This is a genomic window from Achromobacter sp. ACM03 (genome assembly GCF_014851665.1).
In the GTDB taxonomy this organism is placed as follows: Bacteria; Pseudomonadota; Gammaproteobacteria; order Burkholderiales; family Burkholderiaceae_B; genus Achromobacter; species Achromobacter aegrifaciens.
The window spans coordinates 229,730-249,214 of record NZ_JACVAD010000002.1; the positions used below are offsets into that span (position 1 = coordinate 229,730).

Annotated in this window: 18 protein-coding genes; 14 read left to right on the forward strand and 4 right to left on the reverse strand. The window is 66.0% G+C overall.

The window, feature by feature from the left end; translation table 11 throughout:
- The gene (pcaD, locus tag IB257_RS09330) at positions 1 to 798 is read right to left on the reverse strand and encodes a 3-oxoadipate enol-lactonase (RefSeq protein ID WP_192492215.1); all 798 of its coding nucleotides are present in this window, start codon (positions 796 to 798) and stop codon (positions 1 to 3) included.
- A gap of 100 nt (positions 799 to 898) precedes the next feature.
- Between pcaD and IB257_RS09335 the strand changes: the two genes are divergently transcribed.
- The 11 genes from IB257_RS09335 to IB257_RS09385 all read left to right on the forward strand — a co-directional run bounded on the left by IB257_RS09335 (position 899) and on the right by IB257_RS09385 (position 12,694).
- Entirely contained in the window at positions 899 to 1,822 is a 924-nt protein-coding gene (locus IB257_RS09335) for a LysR family transcriptional regulator (RefSeq protein ID WP_192492216.1), read from the forward strand.
- A 355-nt stretch (positions 1,823 to 2,177) separates the two neighbouring features.
- On the forward strand, positions 2,178 to 3,371 hold the full coding sequence (urtA, locus tag IB257_RS09340) for an urea ABC transporter substrate-binding protein (RefSeq protein WP_059377226.1): 1,194 nt from the start codon (positions 2,178 to 2,180) through the stop codon (positions 3,369 to 3,371).
- A gap of 69 nt (positions 3,372 to 3,440) precedes the next feature.
- A complete protein-coding gene (gene urtB / locus IB257_RS09345) occupies positions 3,441 to 4,343 on the forward strand; it encodes an urea ABC transporter permease subunit UrtB (RefSeq protein WP_054455216.1) in 903 nt (300 codons plus the stop codon).
- A 4-nt stretch (positions 4,344 to 4,347) separates the two neighbouring features.
- Positions 4,348 to 5,394, forward strand: coding sequence for an urea ABC transporter permease subunit UrtC (gene urtC / locus IB257_RS09350; protein ID WP_175180407.1), 1,047 nt, complete (start codon positions 4,348 to 4,350; stop codon positions 5,392 to 5,394).
- Between the two features lie 32 nt (positions 5,395 to 5,426).
- Positions 5,427 to 6,188: an urea ABC transporter ATP-binding protein UrtD gene (urtD, locus tag IB257_RS09355; RefSeq protein ID WP_082401110.1), complete on the forward strand. Its 762-nt coding sequence runs from the start codon at positions 5,427 to 5,429 to the stop codon at positions 6,186 to 6,188.
- Between the two features lie 14 nt (positions 6,189 to 6,202).
- A complete protein-coding gene (gene urtE / locus IB257_RS09360; protein ID WP_192492217.1) occupies positions 6,203 to 6,892 on the forward strand; it encodes an urea ABC transporter ATP-binding subunit UrtE in 690 nt (229 codons plus the stop codon).
- A gap of 25 nt (positions 6,893 to 6,917) precedes the next feature.
- Positions 6,918 to 7,955, forward strand: coding sequence for an aliphatic amidase (locus IB257_RS09365; protein ID WP_054455211.1), 1,038 nt, complete (start codon positions 6,918 to 6,920; stop codon positions 7,953 to 7,955).
- Positions 7,956 to 8,024: 69 nt separating this feature from the next.
- A complete protein-coding gene (locus tag IB257_RS09370; protein WP_192492218.1) occupies positions 8,025 to 8,831 on the forward strand; it encodes a CbbQ/NirQ/NorQ/GpvN family protein in 807 nt (268 codons plus the stop codon).
- A 2-nt stretch (positions 8,832 to 8,833) separates the two neighbouring features.
- Positions 8,834 to 10,813: a nitric oxide reductase activation protein NorD gene (locus IB257_RS09375; RefSeq protein WP_225588863.1), complete on the forward strand. Its 1,980-nt coding sequence runs from the start codon at positions 8,834 to 8,836 to the stop codon at positions 10,811 to 10,813.
- 97 nt (positions 10,814 to 10,910) lie between these two features.
- Entirely contained in the window at positions 10,911 to 12,065 is a 1,155-nt protein-coding gene (locus tag IB257_RS09380; RefSeq protein WP_054455892.1) for a transporter substrate-binding domain-containing protein, read from the forward strand.
- On the forward strand, positions 12,065 to 12,694 hold the full coding sequence (locus IB257_RS09385; RefSeq protein ID WP_054455204.1) for an ANTAR domain-containing response regulator: 630 nt from the start codon (positions 12,065 to 12,067) through the stop codon (positions 12,692 to 12,694). The genes IB257_RS09380 and IB257_RS09385 overlap by 1 nt, the downstream gene beginning before the upstream one ends.
- Before the next feature lie 16 nt (positions 12,695 to 12,710).
- Here IB257_RS09385 and IB257_RS09390 read toward each other — a convergent pair whose 3' ends face one another.
- Entirely contained in the window at positions 12,711 to 13,472 is a 762-nt protein-coding gene (locus IB257_RS09390) for an aspartate/glutamate racemase family protein (RefSeq protein WP_054455202.1), read from the reverse strand.
- Positions 13,473 to 13,710: 238 nt separating this feature from the next.
- Here IB257_RS09390 and IB257_RS09395 point away from each other — a divergent pair, with 238 nt between their 5' ends.
- The gene (locus IB257_RS09395) at positions 13,711 to 14,592 is read left to right on the forward strand and encodes a LysR substrate-binding domain-containing protein (RefSeq protein ID WP_125473291.1); all 882 of its coding nucleotides are present in this window, start codon (positions 13,711 to 13,713) and stop codon (positions 14,590 to 14,592) included.
- A gap of 423 nt (positions 14,593 to 15,015) precedes the next feature.
- On the opposite strand, the gene IB257_RS09400 is transcribed toward IB257_RS09395, so the two are convergent.
- Positions 15,016 to 16,794, reverse strand: coding sequence for a M61 family metallopeptidase (locus IB257_RS09400; protein ID WP_370540100.1), 1,779 nt, complete (start codon positions 16,792 to 16,794; stop codon positions 15,016 to 15,018).
- A 31-nt stretch (positions 16,795 to 16,825) separates the two neighbouring features.
- On the opposite strand from IB257_RS09400, the gene IB257_RS09405 reads away from it, so the two are divergent.
- Positions 16,826 to 17,602, forward strand: a complete 777-nt coding sequence (locus tag IB257_RS09405; RefSeq protein ID WP_054455195.1) for an enoyl-CoA hydratase — start codon at positions 16,826 to 16,828, stop codon at positions 17,600 to 17,602.
- Here the strand turns inward: IB257_RS09405 and IB257_RS09410 are convergent.
- On the reverse strand, positions 17,599 to 17,859 hold the full coding sequence (locus IB257_RS09410) for a hypothetical protein (RefSeq protein WP_119452131.1): 261 nt from the start codon (positions 17,857 to 17,859) through the stop codon (positions 17,599 to 17,601). The two genes, IB257_RS09405 and IB257_RS09410, sit on opposite strands and share 4 nt — an antisense overlap.
- Here IB257_RS09410 and IB257_RS09415 point away from each other — a divergent pair.
- A complete protein-coding gene (locus IB257_RS09415) occupies positions 17,858 to 19,408 on the forward strand; it encodes a DUF1254 domain-containing protein (protein ID WP_192330511.1) in 1,551 nt (516 codons plus the stop codon). The two genes, IB257_RS09410 and IB257_RS09415, sit on opposite strands and share 2 nt — an antisense overlap.
- The last annotated feature ends 77 nt before the right edge of the window (positions 19,409 to 19,485 follow it).

The window sequence follows — 19,485 nt, forward strand, 5'->3', positions numbered from 1 at the left end:
TCAGCCTTCGAGCAGGAACTCCAGCACCGCGGCCTCGAAGGCCTGGGGCAGTTCGATGTTCGCCAAATGGACGGCCGGCAGCGTCAGCAGCCTGGCGCCGGGGATGGTTGCGGCGATCTGCTCGCCGTGGCTGGCCGCGGTGACCGTGTCGTGCTGGCCGGCGATGACCAGCGTCGGATTGGGGATCAGCGCCATGGTGCGGCGCAGGTCGAAGTCCCGCACCGCGGCGAATGCGCCCGCCAGGCCATGCTTGTCGGTGTCCAGCAGCATGGCGCGGAACGGTTCGACGGCGGGATTGCTCTGCTGCAGCCAGGCCGCGGGAAACCAGTTCTTCAGGAAGGTCTCGGCCGTTTCCGACATGTTCTCTGCCCGCAGCGTGGCGGCGATGCGCTCGTCCCATTGCGGCGCCGGTCCCAGATAGGCCGAGGTATTGCTGAGGACCAGGCGGTCGATGCGCTGCGGCGCGTGCACGCCCAGCCATAGTCCGACGATGCCGCCCAGCGACAAGCCCAGGAAATGCGCGTGCTCGACGCCCAGCCCGTCCATCAGCTCCAGCACGTCGCGGCCCAGGCGGTCCAGAGAGTAGGGGCCTTGCGGCACGCTGGACGCGCCATGGCCGCGGTAGTCGTAGCGCAGCACGCGGAAGTGGCGGGTCAGCGCGGGAATCTGCGCGTCCCACATGTGCAGGGTGGTGCCGATGGAGTTCGCCAGCACCAGCGTGGGCAGGTCCGCGCGGCCATCGTAGCGGTAGGCGATGCGGGCGCCGTCGCCGGCGGTGTAGTAGGAGATGTCTTGCATGATGATTCGCCTCTGGGTGATGGGTGTAAGGCAAATCGTAGTTGCGCGTCGTTAAAGAAAAAATTACAAAGTTCGCACAATCATTGTCGGAAAAATAGACATGAGCGAATTCACGCTGCACGATCTCCAATGCTTCGACGCGGTGGCGCGCGAGGGCGGCTTCCAGGCGGCCGCGGCAACGCTGCACCGCTCGCACCCGGCGGTGTTCGCCGCCGTGGCCAAGCTGGAGCGGCAGCTGGGTCTGGCCTTGCTGGACCGCAGCGGCTACCGCGTGAGCCTGACGGCCGCGGGGCAGTCGTTCCATGCGCGCGCGCAATCGCTGCTGCGCGAGCTGACCGCCTTGCGCGCGCACGCCGAGCAACTGGCCATGGGCGAGGAAACCGAACTGCGCATCGTGATCGGCGACTTCTGTCCGCGCCCTTATGTGCTGGGTCTCTTGAGCCGCTTTTTCGCCGACTGTCAGGCCACGCGCCTGGACCTGCACTTCGAGGCCGTGTCCGGGCCGCTGGAACGCCTTTACGACGGCGAGGCCGACCTCATCCTGCATCGCGTCGACAAGAACGATGCCCGCATTGAATGGGTCGACCTGGCCAAGGTGCCTTTCGTGCCCGTGGTGGCGCCCGGCTTTCTGCGTGAGCCCGTGCCGCGTGCTATCAAGCCCGCGCTGATGCGCGACTACACGCAATGCGTCATGCGCGACACCGCCAGGCATACGCCGCCGCAGGATTACTTCACCGTGGAAGGCGCGCGCCAGTGCACGGTGGCGGACCAGCTGATGAAGAAGGAAATCATCCTGCAAGGCATGGGCTGGGGCCACATGCCGCGCTTTCTCGTCGATGAGGAACTGCGCGACGGTCGCCTGATCTCGATTGCCAACCGCCATCTGCCGGGCAGCGTCGAAGAACTGGTCGCGGCGCGGCGCACGGACCGCGCGCAGGGTCCGGTCTCGAACCGCTTGTGGCGCTACCTGCAGAATGCCGGGCCAGCTTTGCGCCGCGCCTTGGCAGCGAGCCGCAGCCGCTAAGGGAAAATACGCATGGCATAGCGCCACACGCTTCTTCAGAATGCCTTCCAGACGCAAGTTCGTCTTCAAATTTTCGCCGACTGCCAGTGTTGCCAGTCAGGCGTAGGGCAAAAAGGCCCGAGCCGGAATTTCCGGCTCGGGCCTTTTCGTTTTCCGTTTGTCCATCGCTTTTCTTCGAATGGCGTTTCGCTGCGCCGTGGGCGCAGCTTTGCCTGAAGAAACGTGGCAGGCAGCGGGCGGACGGCAGTCGTCGTGATGTGGTGGGCAAAGGCGCCTGCCCAATCCCGGGCAGTTCAGGGCTTGCGTGCAAGCCCCAGCCGGAGGCTTGCCTTCAGAAACGCACAGGAGCGCAACGATGAGCGTATACAACCGCCGCCGCTTTCTGCAGCACAGCGGCTCCATGGTCCTACTGAGCGCCGCGTCGGGGATGGCAGCCTTGCCCCGCCAGGCCTATGCCCAAGACACAGTCAAACTGGGCCTGCTGCATTCGCTGTCCGGCACCATCGCCATCGCCGAGGCGTCGCTGGTGGACGCGGAGAAGCTGGCGATCGAAGAGATCAACGCCTCGGGCGGCGTGATGGGGCGCAAGATCGAACCCGTGGTCGAAGACGGCGCGAGCGAGAATGCCGTGTTTGCCGAGAAGGCGCGCAAGCTGCTCGACCGCGACAAGGTGGCCGCCATCGTGGGCTGCTATACCTCGGCTTCGCGCAAGGCGCTGTTGCCGGTGCTCGCGCGCAGCAAAGGCTTGCTCTACTACCCCACCTATTACGAAGGCCAGGAACAGGACGCGCGGGTGTTCTATCCGTCGCAGGAAGCCACGCAGTCCGTGATCGCGGCGGTGGAGTGGATGGCGCGGGAGAAGGGCAAGACCTTTTTCCTGGTCGGCTCCGACTACATCTATCCGCGCACCTGCAACAAGATCGCCAAGCCGGCCATCGCCCGCATGAATGCCAAGGTGGTGGGCGAGGAGTACGCGCCGCTGGGCCACACCGAGTTCTCTTCCATCATCAACAAGATCAAGGCCGCCAAGCCCGAGTGCATCTACAGCACCGTGGTGGGCGGCTCGAATGTGGCGTTCTACAAGCAGCTGCGCGCGGCCGGCCTGGACGGCACGCGCGTCGTGCTGCTGTCCACCGTGGTGTCCGAAAACGAGATCGAAGGCATCGGCAAGGACAACGCGGCGGGCTACTACGCCTGCATGGGCTACTTCCAGAGCCTGCAGAATCCGGCCAACGAAAAATTCGTCAAGGCCTTCAAGGCCAAGTACGGCCAGGACCGGGTCATCGGCGACCCGATGGAGGTTGCCTACAACAGCGTGTATCTGTGGAAGCTCGGCGTGGAGAAGGCCGGTTCGTTCGATCCCGACAAGGTGATCGCGGCGTCCGCCGGGCTGACGTTGCAGGCGCCGGAGGGGACCGTGCGCGTGCACGAGACCAACCATCACGTCTGGAAGAAGGTGCGGGTGGGCCGGGCGAGGCCGGACGGGCAGTTCGACATCGTCTGGGAATCGGCCGACCTGATCGAGCCCAATCCCTTCCCGAAGCTGTAGCCCGCGCTTGCCAATGCGCGCAAGCCCTTGGCCGGCGGCCTTGCCGCCGGCGCAGCCAGGAACGTGACCATGAATATCGACATCGCGGCAATGCAGCTATTCAACGGGATCAGCCTGTTCAGCATCCTTCTGCTGATGGCGATCGGCCTGGCCGTCGTGTTCGGCCTGATGGGCGTCATCAACATGGCGCACGGCGAGCTGATGGCCATGGGCGCCTACACCACCTATCTGGTCTCGGTGGCGTTCCAGCATTGGGCGCCCGGCTGGATGGACGTCTACCTGTTCGCGGCCATTCCGTTGGCGTTCCTGGTCACCTTCGCATTCGGCTATGGGCTGGAGCGCGGCTTCATCCGCTGGTTCTACAACCGTCCGCTGGACACGCTGCTGGCGACCTGGGGCCTGAGCCTGATCCTGCAGCAGGCCTATCGCTCGCTGTTCGGCGCGCAGGAGGTCAGCGTGCCGCTGGCCTCCTGGCTCAGCGGCGCGTGGGAGCCCACGCCCGACCTGCAGTTCCCGCTGAATCGCATCTTCATCCTGGGCCTGACGCTGCTGGTGGCGGTGGGCGTGTATCTGCTGCTTTACCGCAGCGCGTGGGGACTGCGCGTGCGCGCCGTCACCCAGAATCGCGCGATGGCGGGCGCCGTCGGCATCAACACGCGGCGCGTGGATGCGCTGACCTTCGCGCTGGGCTCCGGCCTGGCGGGCATCGCGGGCTGCGTCTTCACCATGATCGGATCGACCAACCCCGGCACGGGCCAGCTCTACATCGTGGATTCATTCATCGTCGTGGTGTTCGGCGGCGTGCAGAGCTTGCTGGGAACGGCGTTCTCCGGCCTTGCGATCGCACAGTCGCAGACCACGCTGGAGTACCTGATGAGCGGTTCGATGGCCAAGGTCACGATCCTCGTCCTGGTGATCCTGGTCCTCTATTTCCGCCCGAACGGGCTGTTCGCCAACAAGACTCGGGGATGATGCGATGAAGACCCTGCACCGGAAAACCGAAGAGATCGCGATCCTGCTGGTCGCGGCGCTGATCCTGGCCGTCCTGCCCCTGTCGCTGGATCCGTTCCGGCTGAATCTGGTCGGCAAGTACATGGCGTTCGCCTTCGTGGCGATAGGCATCGTGCTGACCTGGGGCTATAGCGGCGTGCTGAGCCTGGGGCAAGGCATTTTCTTTGGGTTGGGCGGGTACATGATGGCCATGTTCCTGAAGCTGGAGGCGTCCGCGCCGGAGCTGCCCGACTTCATGGTGTGGAGCAGCGTGGAGAGCCTGCCTGTCTGGTGGCAACCGTTCCACTCGCTGACTTTGACGCTGCTGCTGATCGTGGTCCTGCCGGGACTGGCGGCCTATCTGTTTTCGTTGGCGATCTTCCGCAAGCGGGTCAGCGGCGTGTATTTCGCCATCGTGACCCTGGCCCTGGCGATGACGCTGACCGTGCTCATCATCGGCCAGCAGGGGGACACGGGCGGCGCCAACGGCATTACCGACTTCCGCACGCTGCTGGGCTGGGACATCGTCGGCGACGAAGGCAAGCAGGCGCTGTACTTCATCGAAGCCGGCGCACTGGTCGTGGCGATGCTGGCGGCGCTGGCCATCGTGCGCAGCCGGCTGGGCAAGATCCTGATCGCCATCCGAGACCGCGAAGATCGCGTGCGGTTCTCGGGTTACGACACCGCGCACGTAAAGGCCTGCATCTTTTGCGTGGCGGCGGTCCTGTCCTCCATCGGCGGCGCCTTCTTCACCCTGCAGGTAGGCCTGATCTCTCCGGGCGCCATTGGCGTGGTGGCGTCGATCGAGATGGTGATCTATGCGGCCGTCGGCGGCCGGCTGTCGATTCCCGGGGCCGTGGTCGGGGCCTTGCTGATCGGCTTTCTCAAGTCCTACCTGTCAGAGACGTTTCCGGAAGTCTGGCTGTATTTCCTGGGGGCCATCTTCATCGCGGTCGTCGTGGTCATGCCCAACGGCCTGGCCGGCGTGTTCGGCCAGATTCAGGCGCGCCGCGCCGCGGGGAGCGCGCGATGAGTGCCACCCTGGACCTGCAGGAGCCCGCCAGCATGGAAATGAGCAGCGACCGCCCGGCGCCCGGCGCCATCCTGAGCGTCGAGGACCTGACGGTCTCGTTCGATGGCTTTCGCGCAGTGGACGGCCTGAGCCTGCGCGTGGCGCAGGATGAGCTGCGCGTCATCATCGGCCCGAATGGCGCGGGCAAGACCACGCTGCTGGACATCATCTGCGGCAAGACCCGGCCATCGGCGGGCCGCGTTATGTTCCAGGGCCGCGATCTGGTGCGCATGGCGGAATTCGATATCGTGCGGGCCGGCGTCGGGCGCAAGTTCCAGACACCGTCGGTTTATGAAGACCTGACGGTGCTGGAGAACTTCGAGATCTCGCTGCCGAACGCGCACGGGGTGGTCCGCTCGCTGCGGTTCCGGCGCACGGCGGAAATCCGCGAGCGCATCCAGGACATGGCCGCGCAGGTGTTCCTGCAGGACCGCCTGGCGGAGAAGGCTGGCCGCCTGAGCCATGGACAGAAGCAATGGCTGGAGATCGGCATGCTGCTGATGCAGAACCCGCAGCTGCTGTTGCTGGATGAACCCGTGGCCGGCATGAGTCCGCGCGAACGTGAACAGACGGCCGAGCTCCTGGCGCGCATCTCGCGCGGCAAGTCGATGGTGGTCATCGAGCACGACATGGATTTCGTCAAGCGCATCGCGCACAAGGTCACGGTGTTGCACCAGGGACGTTTGCTGAGCGAAGGCACGGTGGGCGAAGTGCAGGCCGACCCGCGTGTGCTGGACGTGTACCTGGGCCATTGAGAGGAGGACGCGCCATGTTCCGGATCGACAGGTTGAACGTGAGTTACGGCGAATCGCACGTCGTCCACGATGTGTGCTTCGAAGTTGCGCCCCGGGAATCCGTGGCCATCATGGGCCGCAATGGCATGGGCAAGACAACCTTGCTCAAGGCGCTGATCGGCATGCTGCGGTCGGGCTCGGGCAGCATCCGGCTGGACGGCGTGGAGCTGGCCGGCATGGAGAGCTACCAGCGCGTGCGCAACGGGCTGGCCTTCGTGCCGCAAGGCAGGATGATCTTTCCCTTCCTGACCGTGGAGCAGAACATCCTGGCCGGCGCGGAGCGCAGCGGCCTGAAGGCCGTGCCGGAATACCTGTACCGCTTTTTCCCGGTGCTGCACGAGATGCGCCGGCGCAAGGGCGGCAACCTGTCCGGCGGGCAGCAGCAGCAACTGGCGATCGCCCGCGCGCTGATTTCCGATCCGCGCGTGCTGATCCTGGACGAGCCCACCGAAGGCATCCAGCCTTCCATCATCAAGGACATCGCACGGGTCCTGAACGCGCTGCGCGAGGAGCGCGGCTTCGCCATCGTCGTGTCGGAACAGATGCTGAGCTTCGCGCTGGACCTGGCCGACCGCTTCCTGGTGATAGACCGGGGCCGCATCGTGCACGAGGCCTGCCGCGAGAGCCTGGACCAGGACAAAGTCAGATCTTTCCTGACGGTATGACCGTCAACCACCGAGGAGCATTGTCATGAGACACGGAGATATCTCCAGCAGCAACGATTGCGTGGGCGTGGCCGTCGTGAACTACAAGATGCCGCGGCTGCATACCCGCGCGGAGGTGATGGAGAACGCCCGCAAGATCGCCGACATGGTCGTGGGCATGAAGCGCGGCCTGCCCGGCATGGATCTGGTCATCTTCCCCGAGTACTCCACCCACGGCATCATGTACGACGCCAAGGAAATGTACGAAACCGCTTCGGCCATTCCGGGCGAAGAGACCGCTGTGTTCGCCGACGCCTGCCGCAAGGCCAACGTATGGGGCGTGTTTTCGCTGACGGGCGAGCGCCACGAAGAGCACCCGAACAAGGCGCCGTACAACACGCTCATCCTGATGAACAACAAGGGCGAGATCGTGCAGAAGTACCGCAAGATCATGCCCTGGGTGCCGATCGAAGGCTGGTATCCGGGCGATTGCACCTATGTGTCGGAAGGCCCCAAGGGACTGAAGATCAGCCTCATCATCTGCGACGACGGCAATTACCCCGAGATCTGGCGCGATTGCGCCATGCGCGGCGCCGAGCTGATCGTGCGTTGCCAGGGATACATGTACCCGGCCAAGGACCAGCAGGTCATGGTGTCCAAGGCCATGGCGTGGATGAACAACGTCTACGTGGCGGTGGCCAATGCCGCGGGCTTCGACGGCGTGTATTCCTACTTCGGCCATTCGGCCATCATCGGCTTCGACGGCCGCACGCTGGGCGAATGCGGTGAAGAAGACATGGGCGTGCAGTACGCCGAGCTCTCCACCAGCCTGATCCGCGACGCGCGCAAGAACATGCAGTCGCAGAACCATTTGTTCAAGCTGGTGCACCGCGGCTACACCGGCAAGATCAATTCCGGCGAAGAGGCCACCGGCGTCGCGGCATGCCCGTACAACTTCTACGCCAACTGGATCAACGATCCGGAGGGCACACGCAAGATGGTCGAATCCTTCACGCGGTCCACCGTGGGTACGCCGGAGTGCCCCATGGACGGCATCCCCAACGAGGACGCCAAGCACCGCTAGGCGTGCCTGCCGACCATCCGGTCCGTCCGGCCCGCCGCGCCGGACGGACGATTCCCGAGGACATGAACCGTGCCGTCTCCGCTCGAAACCTACCGGATTGCGCAAGAACCCTTCTACCGTCCCTCCGGGCGGGAAACCGCGCTGTACGAACATGCGTACGCGCACCGGCTGCCCATGATCCTGAAGGGCCCCACCGGTTGCGGCAAGACGCGCTTCGTGGAGTACATGGCCTGGAAGCTGGGACGCCCGCTGGTCACGCTGGCGTGCAACGAGGACATGACGGCTTCCGACCTGGTGGGCCGCTACCTGCTGGACGCTGACGGCACCGCATGGCATGACGGCCCGCTGACGCAGGCCGTGCGCCATGGCGGCATCTGCTACCTGGACGAGATCGTCGAAGCGCGCCAGGACACTACGGTGGTCATCCATCCGCTGACCGACGCGAGGCGCATCCTGCCCCTGGACAAGAAGGGCGAGGTGGTGCGGGCCCATCCCGACTTCCAACTGGTGGTGTCCTACAACCCCGGCTACCAGAGCAGCGCCAAGGATCTCAAGCCCTCTACCCGGCAGCGCTTCGTGGCGCTGGATTTCGACTATCCGGAGCCCGGGCGCGAAGCCGAGATCGTGGCGCATGAGGCCGGCATAGACGCCGGCTTGGCGCAGCGGCTGGTGCGCATCGCGCACAGTTCGCGCGAACTCAAGCGCCATGGGTTGGACGAGGGCGTGTCCACCCGCATGCTGATCTACGCCGGCATCCTCATCCGCGACGGCGTCAGCCCCGCCGAGAGCTGCGACATGACGATGACGCGCGCGCTGACCGACGACCCCGACATGGCCGCGGCGTTGCGGGCGCTGGTCGACGCGAACCTGGAATGAACATGCGAGCCGTCCTGTCCGCGGGGGAAGGGGCTGGCGCCGGCGCAGGCCTGGCCGGGACGCTGGATGACAAACTGCGCCGGCTGGCTGCGCGCAGCGGCGAGGACCAGGCGGTTCAAGCGCGGCGCTGGATCGACGCGCTGCACGGCGAAGACCCCGATTGCGCTGCCGCGGTGGCAGAGCGGTTCGACCAGTTGATGGCGAAGTTGACGGCCGGCGGGCTGGGGCGCTGGATGCTGGCGGGCCTGCGGCGCTACGAGCGCCAGCCCGGTCCTCTGCGCGCATATTTCCAACTGCGCGACGCCTACGCCCGCGAGGCCTTGAACGGCGAAGCAGGCGCGCCGGAACTGGAAGCCGCGCAGGCCAGGCTGGCGTGGCTCTTGTGCGGCCTGTCGGGCAGGGGCATGGCGGTCGAAGCCTTGCGGCGTCCGGCGCTGGACGGCCCGCCGTCGCGCCCCATCCTCGCGCCCTCGCACCTGCTGGTGCCGGACAGCTACACCGTGCTGGACGGCGCCGACCGCTGGGCGCTGTACCGCGCGGCGGTGGCGCATGCGGCCGCCCATCTGCGTTACTCGCCAGCGGCGCAGCCGGTACTGAGCCTCAAGCCCATGGGCGTGGCGGTGGTATCCGCCATAGAGGATGCGCGGGTGGAGCGGCTGCTGGCGGCCGACTATCCCGGCGTGCGGCGCTGGTTCCTGTCCTTCGTGCCGCCGCCGCCCGATCCGGCGGACTTGGGATTCGCGGCCCTGATCCAGCGCATGAGCCGGCTGTTGATGGATCCGTCGCTGCACGACGACAACCATTGGGTGAACAAGGCGCGCACGTTATTCGAGGCGCAGGCCGCCGACCTGCGTGACACGGCGGCCTTCCGTCGCCTGGCGTCGGTGCTGGCGAATGACCTGGGCCAGATGCGGGTGCGCTTCAATCCACAGCAGTACGCCGTACCCGTGCCCTACCGTGACGACAACGCCTATCTGTGGGACTACGGCGACGCGGCAGAGCCGCCGCCTGAGCTGACCCTGGGGTCGCAGGGTGTGGCGCCCGAGCGGCGCGACGCCGCGCCGCAAGGCCAGGAGCAGCCCGCGCCAGCGGCCAGCGAAACGGAAATGGGACGCTACCGTTATCCCGAATGGGACTACAAGCTGGACCGAAGCCGGCCGGACTGGTGCACCGTGATCGAGAAGCTGCCGGGTTGGACCGGCATGCCGCTGCCCGCGCTCGCCGGACCCGCGCAGCGCCTGGCCCTGCCGCAGTCGCGCCGCCTGAGCCGCACGCGCCGTCTGAGGCGCCAATGGGAGGGCGATGACATCGACCTGAACGCCGCGATCGAGGTCCTGATCGACCGGCGCCTGGACCTGGCGCCCGACGCCCGCTTCTTCATGCGCCCGGGCAGCCAGCCCTGCGCTAGCAGCACGCTGGTGCTGCTGGACCTGTCGGCCTCGGCCAACGACCTGGCGTCCGACGCAGGGGCGACAGTGCTGGAATTGGAGAAGCGGGCGGCGATGCTGCTGGCGCAGGCCACATCAGGCGAAGGCGACCTGATCGCCGTGCACGGCTTTTGTTCGGACACGCGGGCGGCGGTGTACTACTACCGCCTGCTTGAATCCGGCGCCCCGGTTGCGGCGGCGTTGGGCCGCATAGGCGGCGCCCAGGCCCGTTATTCAACGCGCCTGGGCGCGGCGCTGCGGCATGCCGGCGCGCTGGCGCTGCAGGCGCCGGGAGAGCGGCGCGCCATCATCGTCGTCACCGACGGTGAACCCTCCGATGTCGACGTGCATGACCCGCGCTATCTGGTGGACGATGCGCGCGAGGCGGTGCTGGAACTGCGCGGGCGAGGCGTCAGCGTGCATTGCGTCGCGTTGGACGCGCAGGCCGAACCGCAGTTGCGCGCGATGTTCGGCTTTCGCGGTTACCGGATCGTGACGAACCCGGCGGCATTGCCGCAGGCGCTGGTTCGCGCCTATGCCAGGACCGCGCCATGACCACCCCAGGAATCCACGTGTTGACGGCGGCTGCGGCTGTGCTGAAACTGATGAACTCGACAAAGGATGGATGTCCGCGCCAGCGGGCCTCCCGATCATGGCAAACAAAGATCCTATCCGCGTAGGCGTGCTGTTTTCCGAAACAGGTGCCACATCGACCATAGGCCGGTCCCAGCTGCATGGCACCTTGCTGGCCATCGACGAGATCAACGAGGCGGGCGGGGTCGACGGCCGCGAGATCGTGCCGGTGCGCTACGACCCGAGATCGGACCCCGCCACCTACAGCGTGCTGGCTGAAAGACTCATCACGCAAGACCGCGTCAACGTCATATTCGGCTGCTACATGTCCAGCAGCCGCAAGGCCGTGCTGCCGGTGGTCGAGAAATGGAACCGCTTGCTGTTCTACCCGACGCTGTACGAAGGGTTCGAGTTTTCGAACAACATCATCTACACCGGCGCCGCGCCCAACCAGAACAGCGTGCAACTGGCCGAATTCATGACCGCCAACTTCGGCGCGCGGGTCTACCTGATCGGTTCGGACTACATCTATCCCTACGAGTCCAACCGCATCATGGGCGAACTCGTGCTGCAGCGGCAGGACAGCGCCAAGCTGGGCGAACGCTATGTGCCTTTGACCGCGACGGAACGCGACTACCGGGAGATCCTGGACGACATCCGCAACAAGCGTCCGGACTTCATTTTCTCCACGGTGGTGGGCAATTCCACGGCCTGCCTGTACCGTGCCTACGCGGACGCGGGCTTCGATCCGAAGACCATGCCCATCGCCAGCCTGACGACCTCCGAAGCGGAGATCTCCCAGATGGAGCCCGAGGTCGCCGCCGGCCACTTCACTTCCGCGCCGTATTTCCAATCCATCGATTCCGACATCAACCGGCGCTGCCTGGAACGATTGCGGCGGCGCTTCGGGCATGACTGCGTGCCCAATCTCTGCTGGGAAGCGGCGTACTTCCAGATGCACATCTTCGCCAACGCTTTCCGCGACACCGGCACCGACGAGATCGCGCAGATCCTGCCGCGCGTGCTGCAAAGCGAATTCCAGGCGCCCCAGGGCCGCGTGCGCATCGACCCTACCAACCACCACACCTGCCTGTATCCGCGCGTCGGCCGGGTCAACGGCAAAGGCCAGTTCACCATCGTGCGCGAGGCCACGCGGCCCGTGCATCCCGATCCGTACCTGGTCACCCATTCGTTGGGCGACTGGACGGCCACCCTGAGTTCGCTGGATATCTGATGGGCGATACCGCCAGCCGCCAGCGCGCGGAGCGCGCGACGCCATCCCTGCTCAAGGACCTGCGTACGCTGCGGATCGCCGTCTATCATCCCGACGACGCCGACGGCCGCCAACTGACGCAGCAGCTGCAACGGATCGGCTGTCAGGTGCAGACCTTCTGGCCTCCGGCGCCCACGTTGCCCGAAGGGCTGGACGCGGTGTTCCTGGCCGTGCGGCCAGATGTGATCGACCTGGGCTTCGAATGGGCCAAGAGCGAAGACGCGCCCATGGTCATCGCCATCGTCACCTACGAAAATCCGACCATCGTCGAGGCCGTGTTGCGCATCGGCGCGAAAGCAGTGCTGCCTTCGCCCGTGCGCTCGTTCGGCCTGTTGTCTTCATTGGTGGTGGCGCGCCAGGTCTACGACGACATCAAGTCGCATGCCCGGCGCCTGCGCAAGCTGGAGGGAAAACTCCTGGGCGTGCGCCGCATCGCGGAAGCCAAGAGCATCCTCATGCGCACGCGCAACGTCACCGAGGACCAGGCCTACGACCTGATCCGCGAGCAGGCCATGAACAAGCGCGTCACTACTGAAGAAATCGCGGGCGCCATCGTCAACGCCAACGAAATCCTTTCGCTGGGCAAGTAGGGCGCGCCGCGCAGCTTCAGTACTTGCCCGTCAGCAACTCGCCCGCGTTGGGCACGCGCGCTTCCAGGTCCAGCACCTTCAGCATGCGATAGACGGTGGCCGCGGCCGCCGTCACCACCGGCAGACCCAGGCGGTCCTGCACCGGCTGAATCGACGCCAGGGACGGCATCTGCACGCAGGCGGACAGCACCACCGCATCCACGCCGCGCGTGTTCAGGCGTTCCACGTGGCTGGCGGGCGCCATCGGATCCTGCGCGCCAACCTTCAGGTTGTCGGGAATCTCCAGCGACAGGCTGTCCTGCACCTCGATGCCTTCGTTCTCGATGTAGTCCACCACCAGCTTGGTCAGCGGCTTCATGTAGGGCGTCAGGATAGCGACCTTGCGCGCGCCGATGGCGTGCAGGCCCTCCACCAGCGCGCCTGCGCTGGAGATCACCGGTGCCGGCGCGCCGTTGTCCACCGTGGCCTGGTGCAGGCGTTCCTGCGAGACGCGGTGATAGCCCAGGCCCTGGCTCATGATCGCCACCAGGCAGGCATAGCCCAGCACGTCCACGCGTGCATCGGACAGCTCCTGCGCGCAACGGTCCGACTCCCGGTCCATCGACGCCAGTTCCGCCGCCGTCACCTGCTTCATGCGCATGCGGCTGGAATGGAAAGTGAAACGCTCCGGCGCGATGGTCTCGCGCAGGCGCAGCATGGCCGGGATTTCCGTTTCCATGGTGGTGTTGGAACTGGGGACGATCTGGCCGATGCGCAGGGCGCGGGGGGATGCGGTCATGGCGATGCTCCTCGAATGGCGTAAGAGGGCCGGCCCGCGGCGGCGCGCGGGAACCCGGCAATGCGGAATACGGATGTCAGCCGGTGGCAGTGCCTGCGGCGGTGAGCGCTGGTCTCATGGCAGGTCCCCGGATGTTTGTCGTGTGCTCTATCGGCAAGGCTTATTCTGGTCGCCGGGAACGATATTTTCCAATATAGTTTTTATCTTGTTTGATATCTTTCCCAAATAACTGGCCGCCATGGAAATCCGCCAACTCCGTTATTTCGCCGTGCTGGCCGAAGAGCTGAACTTCACCCGGGCCGCCGCGCGCCTGCACATCTCGCAACCGCCGCTCAGCCTGCAGATCGCGCAGCTGGAGCGCGAACTCGAGGTCAAGCTGTTCGACCGCAACAACCGCCGCGTCACCCTGACCGAAGCCGGCGAAGCCTTTCTCAACGACGTGCGTGCGCTCCTCGCCAGCCTGAAGGACGCCACCGTCCGAGCCCGCGCCGTGGACCAGGGCCTGGCCGGCCGCATCGAGGTCGGCCTGTCCGGCTCGCACTTCATGGGCCCGGTACCCGCGCTGATCGCCCGCTACAAGGCCTCCCACCCCCAGGTCTCAGTCCTGCTCAACGAAATGAACCCCGCCGCGCAACTGGACGCGCTGCGCGGCCACCGCATCGACGTCAGCATCTCCCGCACCGCCGTCGACGACGAGGAACTACAGTCCATGCCCCTATGGCCCGATCCCGTCGTGGCCGTGCTCCCCAAGGGCCACCCTCTGTCCGCCCGCAAGCGGCTGGCGCTCGGCGACCTCGCCGGCGAGGCCTTCGTCATGCTGCGCCAGGACACCTCCGCCTTCGCCCGCGCGCTGGCCGAAACCTGCGCGCGCGCCGGCCTGCCCCTGTCCGCCGCCCAAACCGTCGCCGAAGTCCCGGCCCAGCTGGCTCTGGTCGCCGCGGGCCTGGGCGTGGCCTTGGTGCCGCGTTCCACATGCCGCCATGCAACCGACCGCATTGCCGTTTGCACGCTGCCCGCCGACATCGCGCGCGCCATGGTCTACGCCGTCACACGCCGGCAAGGACGCAGGCGCGCACTGGACACGTTCCTGCAAACCGCTGCCCAGATGCAGGAGGCATGATGGCAACCGCGCAGCATCCCCCGAAACTGCAAGACATCGCGTAAGCCCCCAAAGGCCGCCCGCGCGGCCGGCCGGGGGCGGGCATTACAAGATCCTCGCCACCATCCCCGACCGAGGCGAGAACGCCAAGAACACAGCTCGCCCCAGGTCGCGTCAAGATTCAAACAGCACAGCCTGGCGCGGCGGCCCGGCCGGTGGCGCGGGGCGTCGATAAGCCCAAGGGAATCCGAAGGAACCGCCGTAGGCGGTGACGAGGATGACGCAGGGGAAGTCCGGAGCGAACGCTCCGGACCGCAATCGTTGCCCCGCGCCACCGGCCGGGCCGCCGCGCCAGGCGGTCTTAAGAACACAAAGACCGGCCCCAAAAACAAGAGGCCGTCCCACAAAAAGACGGCCCCAAAAAACCAAGCAAAGCAAAATAACTCAGCCCGTCAACACACAATCCAAAGCCTCCGGCGCACCCAACCGCACCCGGAACTCCCTCAACTCATCCCGCCGGAACACATGCACAGTCACCCGATCCCCCACCCGGTACTGCGCCAGCAACAGTTCCAGCCCCGCCGGCGCATCCACCCGCAAGCCGTCCACCGCCACCAGCACATCCCCGGCGGACAACCCGCCCTTATGCCCCGCGCCGCCCTCCAGCACTGTCGCCAGCACCAGCGATTCCCCCTGCTTGCGCGTACGCACATCCAGCGAAGGAATATTGGCCGCCGTCTTCCATTGCAGCTTGATGCCCTGCGGCTCCAGTAGTTCCGCCAGCGGCACATCCGCCGTCCCATAGGCATGGCGCGCGATGAAGCGCCGCGTATCCACGCCAGTGGCTTCACGAATCAGCGCCGGCAGTCCATCTTCCGGCAACCCTTGCGGCTTGCCCTGATAGAAATCGCGTCCATAGCGGCTCCAAAGCAAGCGCATCACATCATCCAGCGAGTGCGCGCCACCCGTTTCCCGGCGGATCAGCAGATCCAGTCCCAGTGCCACCAACGCGCCCTTGGTGTAATAGCTGACCAGCGCGTTCGGCGAATTTTCATCCTGCTTGTAATAGCGCGTCCAGGCATCGAACGAACTCTCCGCCACCGACTGCTTCAACCGGCCCGGCGTACGCGCCACGCTGGTGATGGTCTTGGCCAGCAGCCGCAGATAGTCAGGCTGCGTGATCGCGCCCGAGCGCAACAGCAGCAGATCGTCGTAATAGGACGTGAAGCCTTCGAATACCCACAGCAGACGCGTCAGATCGGGCTGCGAAAGATCGTAGGGCACGAAGGCTTCCGGCTTGATCCGCTTCACGTTCCAGGTATGGAAGTACTCATGGCTTACCAGGCCCAGAAAGCCGCGATAGCCTTCGCCCTGGCCTTGCTGGCCCATCACCGGCAGATCCTTGCGGGCCGTCATCAGCGCGGTGCTGGCGCGATGCTCCAGGCCGCCATAGCCGTCGCCCGTCACCATGGTCATGAACACATAGCGGTCCGAGCTGTCCAGGAACGGCGCGCGCTTGCTGCGGGGCTCGAAGAACGCAATCTGCGCTTCGCAGATCTTGCGCACGTCTTCCGTGATTCGTGCCAGGTCCAGATTGGGTGCAACGCCCGTGAACACCAGTTCGTGTTCGGCGCCATGCGCCACGAAGCTCGAAACCTGTGGCGTGCCCATCTCCACCGGATGGTCGATCAGCGCGTCATAGTCCGGCGCCAGGTACAGCCCGAAACCGTGGCGGCGCGCGGCGCCCTTGTGGCCGCGCGCTTCAGGCAGGCTGGTGTAGACCTTCCAGCCCTGGATCGAGCGCGGCGGCGCCAGGTCCACCAGGCAGGGCAGATGGTCCTGGCCATGCACGCGCAGGAACACGCTGGTGCCGTTGAAAAAGCCGTGGGTTTCGTCCAGATGCGCGCCGCGCACCGACAGGTCCCAGGCATAGACCTCGTACTCCACCCGCAGCGGACCCTCGCAGGGCGCGGCCTGCCAGGTATGGTTGTCGATCTTCTCGACAGGCACGCGCCGCGTGCCCGAATAGGCCGCCAGCGATTCGATCTGGCGCGAGAAATCGCGGATCAGGTAGCTGCCCGGAATCCAGGCCGGCAGCGACAGGCGCTGGCCGTCGGGGGAGGGCGCGGCGATGCTTAGGGTTATCCGGTAGCGGTGTCCGGCCGGATCATGGGGCGCGAGGCGGTAAAGTAGCGGCAAAGCGTAGTCTTTTTCCATGGCCATATCTTACTTTCATACTTATTCGGAGACATCAATGAGCGAGTCGTTTGTGCTGGTCGAAACCCGGGGCCGCGTCGGCCTGCTGACGCTGAACCGTCCCAAGGCCCTGAACGCCTTGAACGATCAACTGATGGATGAGCTCGGCGCGGCCCTGCTGGCGTTCGAAGCGGACGCCGATATCGGCGCCGTGGTCATCACCGGCAGCGAAAAAGCCTTCGCCGCGGGCGCCGACATCGGCGCCATGAAAGACTGGTCCTACATGGACGTGTATGGCAGCGAATACATCACGCGCAACTGGGAAACCCTCAAGCGCATCCGTAAACCCGTGATCGCGGCCGTGGCCGGCTACGCCCTGGGCGGCGGCTGCGAACTGGCCATGATGTGCGACATCATCATCGCCGCCGACACCGCCAAGTTCGGCCAGCCCGAAATCAAGCTGGGCGTGATTCCGGGCGCGGGCGGCACCCAGCGCCTGCCGCGCGCGGTGGGCAAGGCCAAGGCCATGGACCTGGCGCTGACCGCCCGCATGATGGGCGCCGAGGAAGCGGAACGCGCCGGCCTGGTGTCGCGCGTGGTTCCGGCCGACAAGCTCATGGAAGAAGCCATGGACGCGGCCACCGTCATCGCCTCCATGTCCCTGCCGTCGGTCATGATGGCCAAGGAATGCGTCAACCGCGCCTTCGAAGGCTCGCTCAACGAAGGCCTGCTGTTCGAGCGCCGCGTGTTCCATTCGCTGTTTGCGACCGAAGACCAGAAGGAAGGCATGGCCGCCTTCACCGAGAAGCGCAAACCGGACTTCAAACACCGTTAATCCTTGTTACGCCCGGGCGGCCTGTCCGGGTGCACCAGGATCCGCCCCGCGCGCCCTCCCAGGGCGCGTTTTTTTGCGCGCTTCCAGGCCCATGAGCGGAGTTGCGCCTTGAAACGGTTCGGCAGCACCTTGTTGCAGAGTTCGGCCCTATCCTGAAAAAGCGTCACCGCGAGGTGCCGCGCCAGAGAGGCTTGCCCGAACTGGCAAGCCCGGCGCGGCGGCTCGCTTGCAGACAAAATCAATAAGGAGCCTTGCATGCGTACATCCATCGCTACCCGCCGCTGGTCCGCCGCGGTCCTTGCTGGCGCACTGAGCGCCTGCTTCGTCACCGCCGCCCAGGCGCAATCGCCGCGGCCTACTTTGCGCCTGGTGTCCGAGACGCCGTACCCGGCCGCCTCCGCGCCCGCGGCGCAGATGAGCGAGCAAGAGCTGCGCGACATCGCCATCGACGCCTATGTCTATGCTTATCCGATGGTGCTGATGGAGTTGGCCCGCCGCAAGGCCACCGCCGTGCAGACGCCGCTGGACGGCAAGGCGCCGGTGAACCAGTTCGGCCACAAGGCCGCCTTCCCCGATCCGCGCGCGGGCGACGTGCCCTGGCCCAGCGCCGACGCGCTCTATTCCAGCCTCTGGTTCGACGTGTCGCGCGCCCCGCTGATCGTGAACCTGCCCGCGACCGGCGACCGCTATATGGTGTTGTCGGCGTTGGACATGTGGAGCGACGTATTCGCCTCGCGCGGCACGCGCACCAACGGCAACGGCGCTCAGTCGTTCGCCATCGTCGGCCCAGGCTGGCAGGGCAGCGTGCCCCCCGGCATGGACGTGATCCACAGCCCTACGGCCACCGGCTGGTTGATCGGCTGGACCCAGGCGGGCGGTCCGCAGGACTACGCGGCCGTCAATCAGATCCAGGCCGGCATGACCGCCAGCCCGATGGCCGCGCCCGTGCTCGCCAGGCCTGCTGCCAACCGCGGTTCCCGCAGCGCCTATCCGCAAACGGGGCCCGGCGTGGGTTCGGCGCCGATCGGCAGCGACCTGCCGCCGCCTATGCCCGTGACGGTGCCCGACGGCACGCCGGCCGAACAGGCGGCCGGCATGGACGCCGCCTCGTTCTTCACGCTGTTCTTCGACGTGATGCGCAACAACCCGCCGCACGCCAACGACACGCCCATTCTGGACCGCATGCGCCGCATCGGCCTGGACAGCCGCCAGCCGTTCTCGTATGGCCGCCTGAGTCCGGCCGTGCAGCAGGCGCTGGCGCAGGCCCAGCCGTTGGCCGGCCGGCGCATCGCTGATGGCGTGTCGCGCCTGGGTACGCCCATGAACGGCTGGAGCACCGTGCTGTCCGGCATCGGTACTTATGGCACCGACTACACGCGCCGCGCCGCCATCGCCTATGCCGGCCTGGGCGCGCCGACGCCGGAAGACGTGCTGTACCCGGTCACGGTGTCCGACTCCAAGGGCCGCGCGCTGAATTCCGATGAAGACTATGTATTGCACTTCGACAAGGGGCAGTTGCCGCCGGTCAACGCATTCTGGTCGCTGCACGTCTATGACGACAAGCACGGCTTCGCCGACAATCCGGCCAACCGCTACGTACTGCGCAGCACCGATGGCCTGAAGTACAACGCCGACGGTTCGCTGGACATCTACATCCAGCGCCGCGATCCCGGCGAGCGCAAGCGCTCGAACTGGATCGCCACGCCGGCCGCCGATGCGCCGTTCCTGCTCAGCATGCGCCTGTACTCGCCGCAGGATACGGCGTTGGACGGACTGTGGGCGCCGCCGCCGGTCAAGGAGGATTGATCCTGGTTTGATGGTATAAAGCGCGGCCTCCATGACGGAGGCCGCGGTTCATTGAGCAGGGTTTGCGCAGCATGCTG

Bases quoted from the DNA above. Each gene is read 5' to 3' on its own strand.
- pcaD (WP_192492215.1), bottom strand. From the start codon at position 798: ATGCAAGACATCTCCTACTACACCGCCGGCGACGGCGCCCGCATCGCC.
- IB257_RS09335 (WP_192492216.1), top strand. From the start codon at position 899: ATGAGCGAATTCACGCTGCACGATCTCCAATGCTTCGACGCGGTGGCG.
- urtA (WP_059377226.1), top strand. From the start codon at position 2,178: ATGAGCGTATACAACCGCCGCCGCTTTCTGCAGCACAGCGGCTCCATG.
- urtB (WP_054455216.1), top strand. From the start codon at position 3,441: ATGAATATCGACATCGCGGCAATGCAGCTATTCAACGGGATCAGCCTG.
- urtC (WP_175180407.1), top strand. From the start codon at position 4,348: ATGAAGACCCTGCACCGGAAAACCGAAGAGATCGCGATCCTGCTGGTC.
- urtD (WP_082401110.1), top strand. From the start codon at position 5,427: ATGGAAATGAGCAGCGACCGCCCGGCGCCCGGCGCCATCCTGAGCGTC.
- urtE (WP_192492217.1), top strand. From the start codon at position 6,203: ATGTTCCGGATCGACAGGTTGAACGTGAGTTACGGCGAATCGCACGTC.
- IB257_RS09365 (WP_054455211.1), top strand. From the start codon at position 6,918: ATGAGACACGGAGATATCTCCAGCAGCAACGATTGCGTGGGCGTGGCC.
- IB257_RS09375 (WP_225588863.1), top strand. From the start codon at position 8,834: ATGCGAGCCGTCCTGTCCGCGGGGGAAGGGGCTGGCGCCGGCGCAGGC.
- IB257_RS09380 (WP_054455892.1), top strand. From the start codon at position 10,911: ATGGCAAACAAAGATCCTATCCGCGTAGGCGTGCTGTTTTCCGAAACA.
- IB257_RS09385 (WP_054455204.1), top strand. From the start codon at position 12,065: ATGGGCGATACCGCCAGCCGCCAGCGCGCGGAGCGCGCGACGCCATCC.
- IB257_RS09390 (WP_054455202.1), bottom strand. From the start codon at position 13,472: ATGACCGCATCCCCCCGCGCCCTGCGCATCGGCCAGATCGTCCCCAGT.
- IB257_RS09395 (WP_125473291.1), top strand. From the start codon at position 13,711: ATGGAAATCCGCCAACTCCGTTATTTCGCCGTGCTGGCCGAAGAGCTG.
- IB257_RS09400 (WP_370540100.1), bottom strand. From the start codon at position 16,794: ATGGCCATGGAAAAAGACTACGCTTTGCCGCTACTTTACCGCCTCGCG.
- IB257_RS09405 (WP_054455195.1), top strand. From the start codon at position 16,826: ATGAGCGAGTCGTTTGTGCTGGTCGAAACCCGGGGCCGCGTCGGCCTG.
- IB257_RS09415 (WP_192330511.1), top strand. From the start codon at position 17,858: ATGCGTACATCCATCGCTACCCGCCGCTGGTCCGCCGCGGTCCTTGCT.
- IB257_RS09410 (WP_119452131.1), bottom strand. From the start codon at position 17,859: ATGCAAGGCTCCTTATTGATTTTGTCTGCAAGCGAGCCGCCGCGCCGG.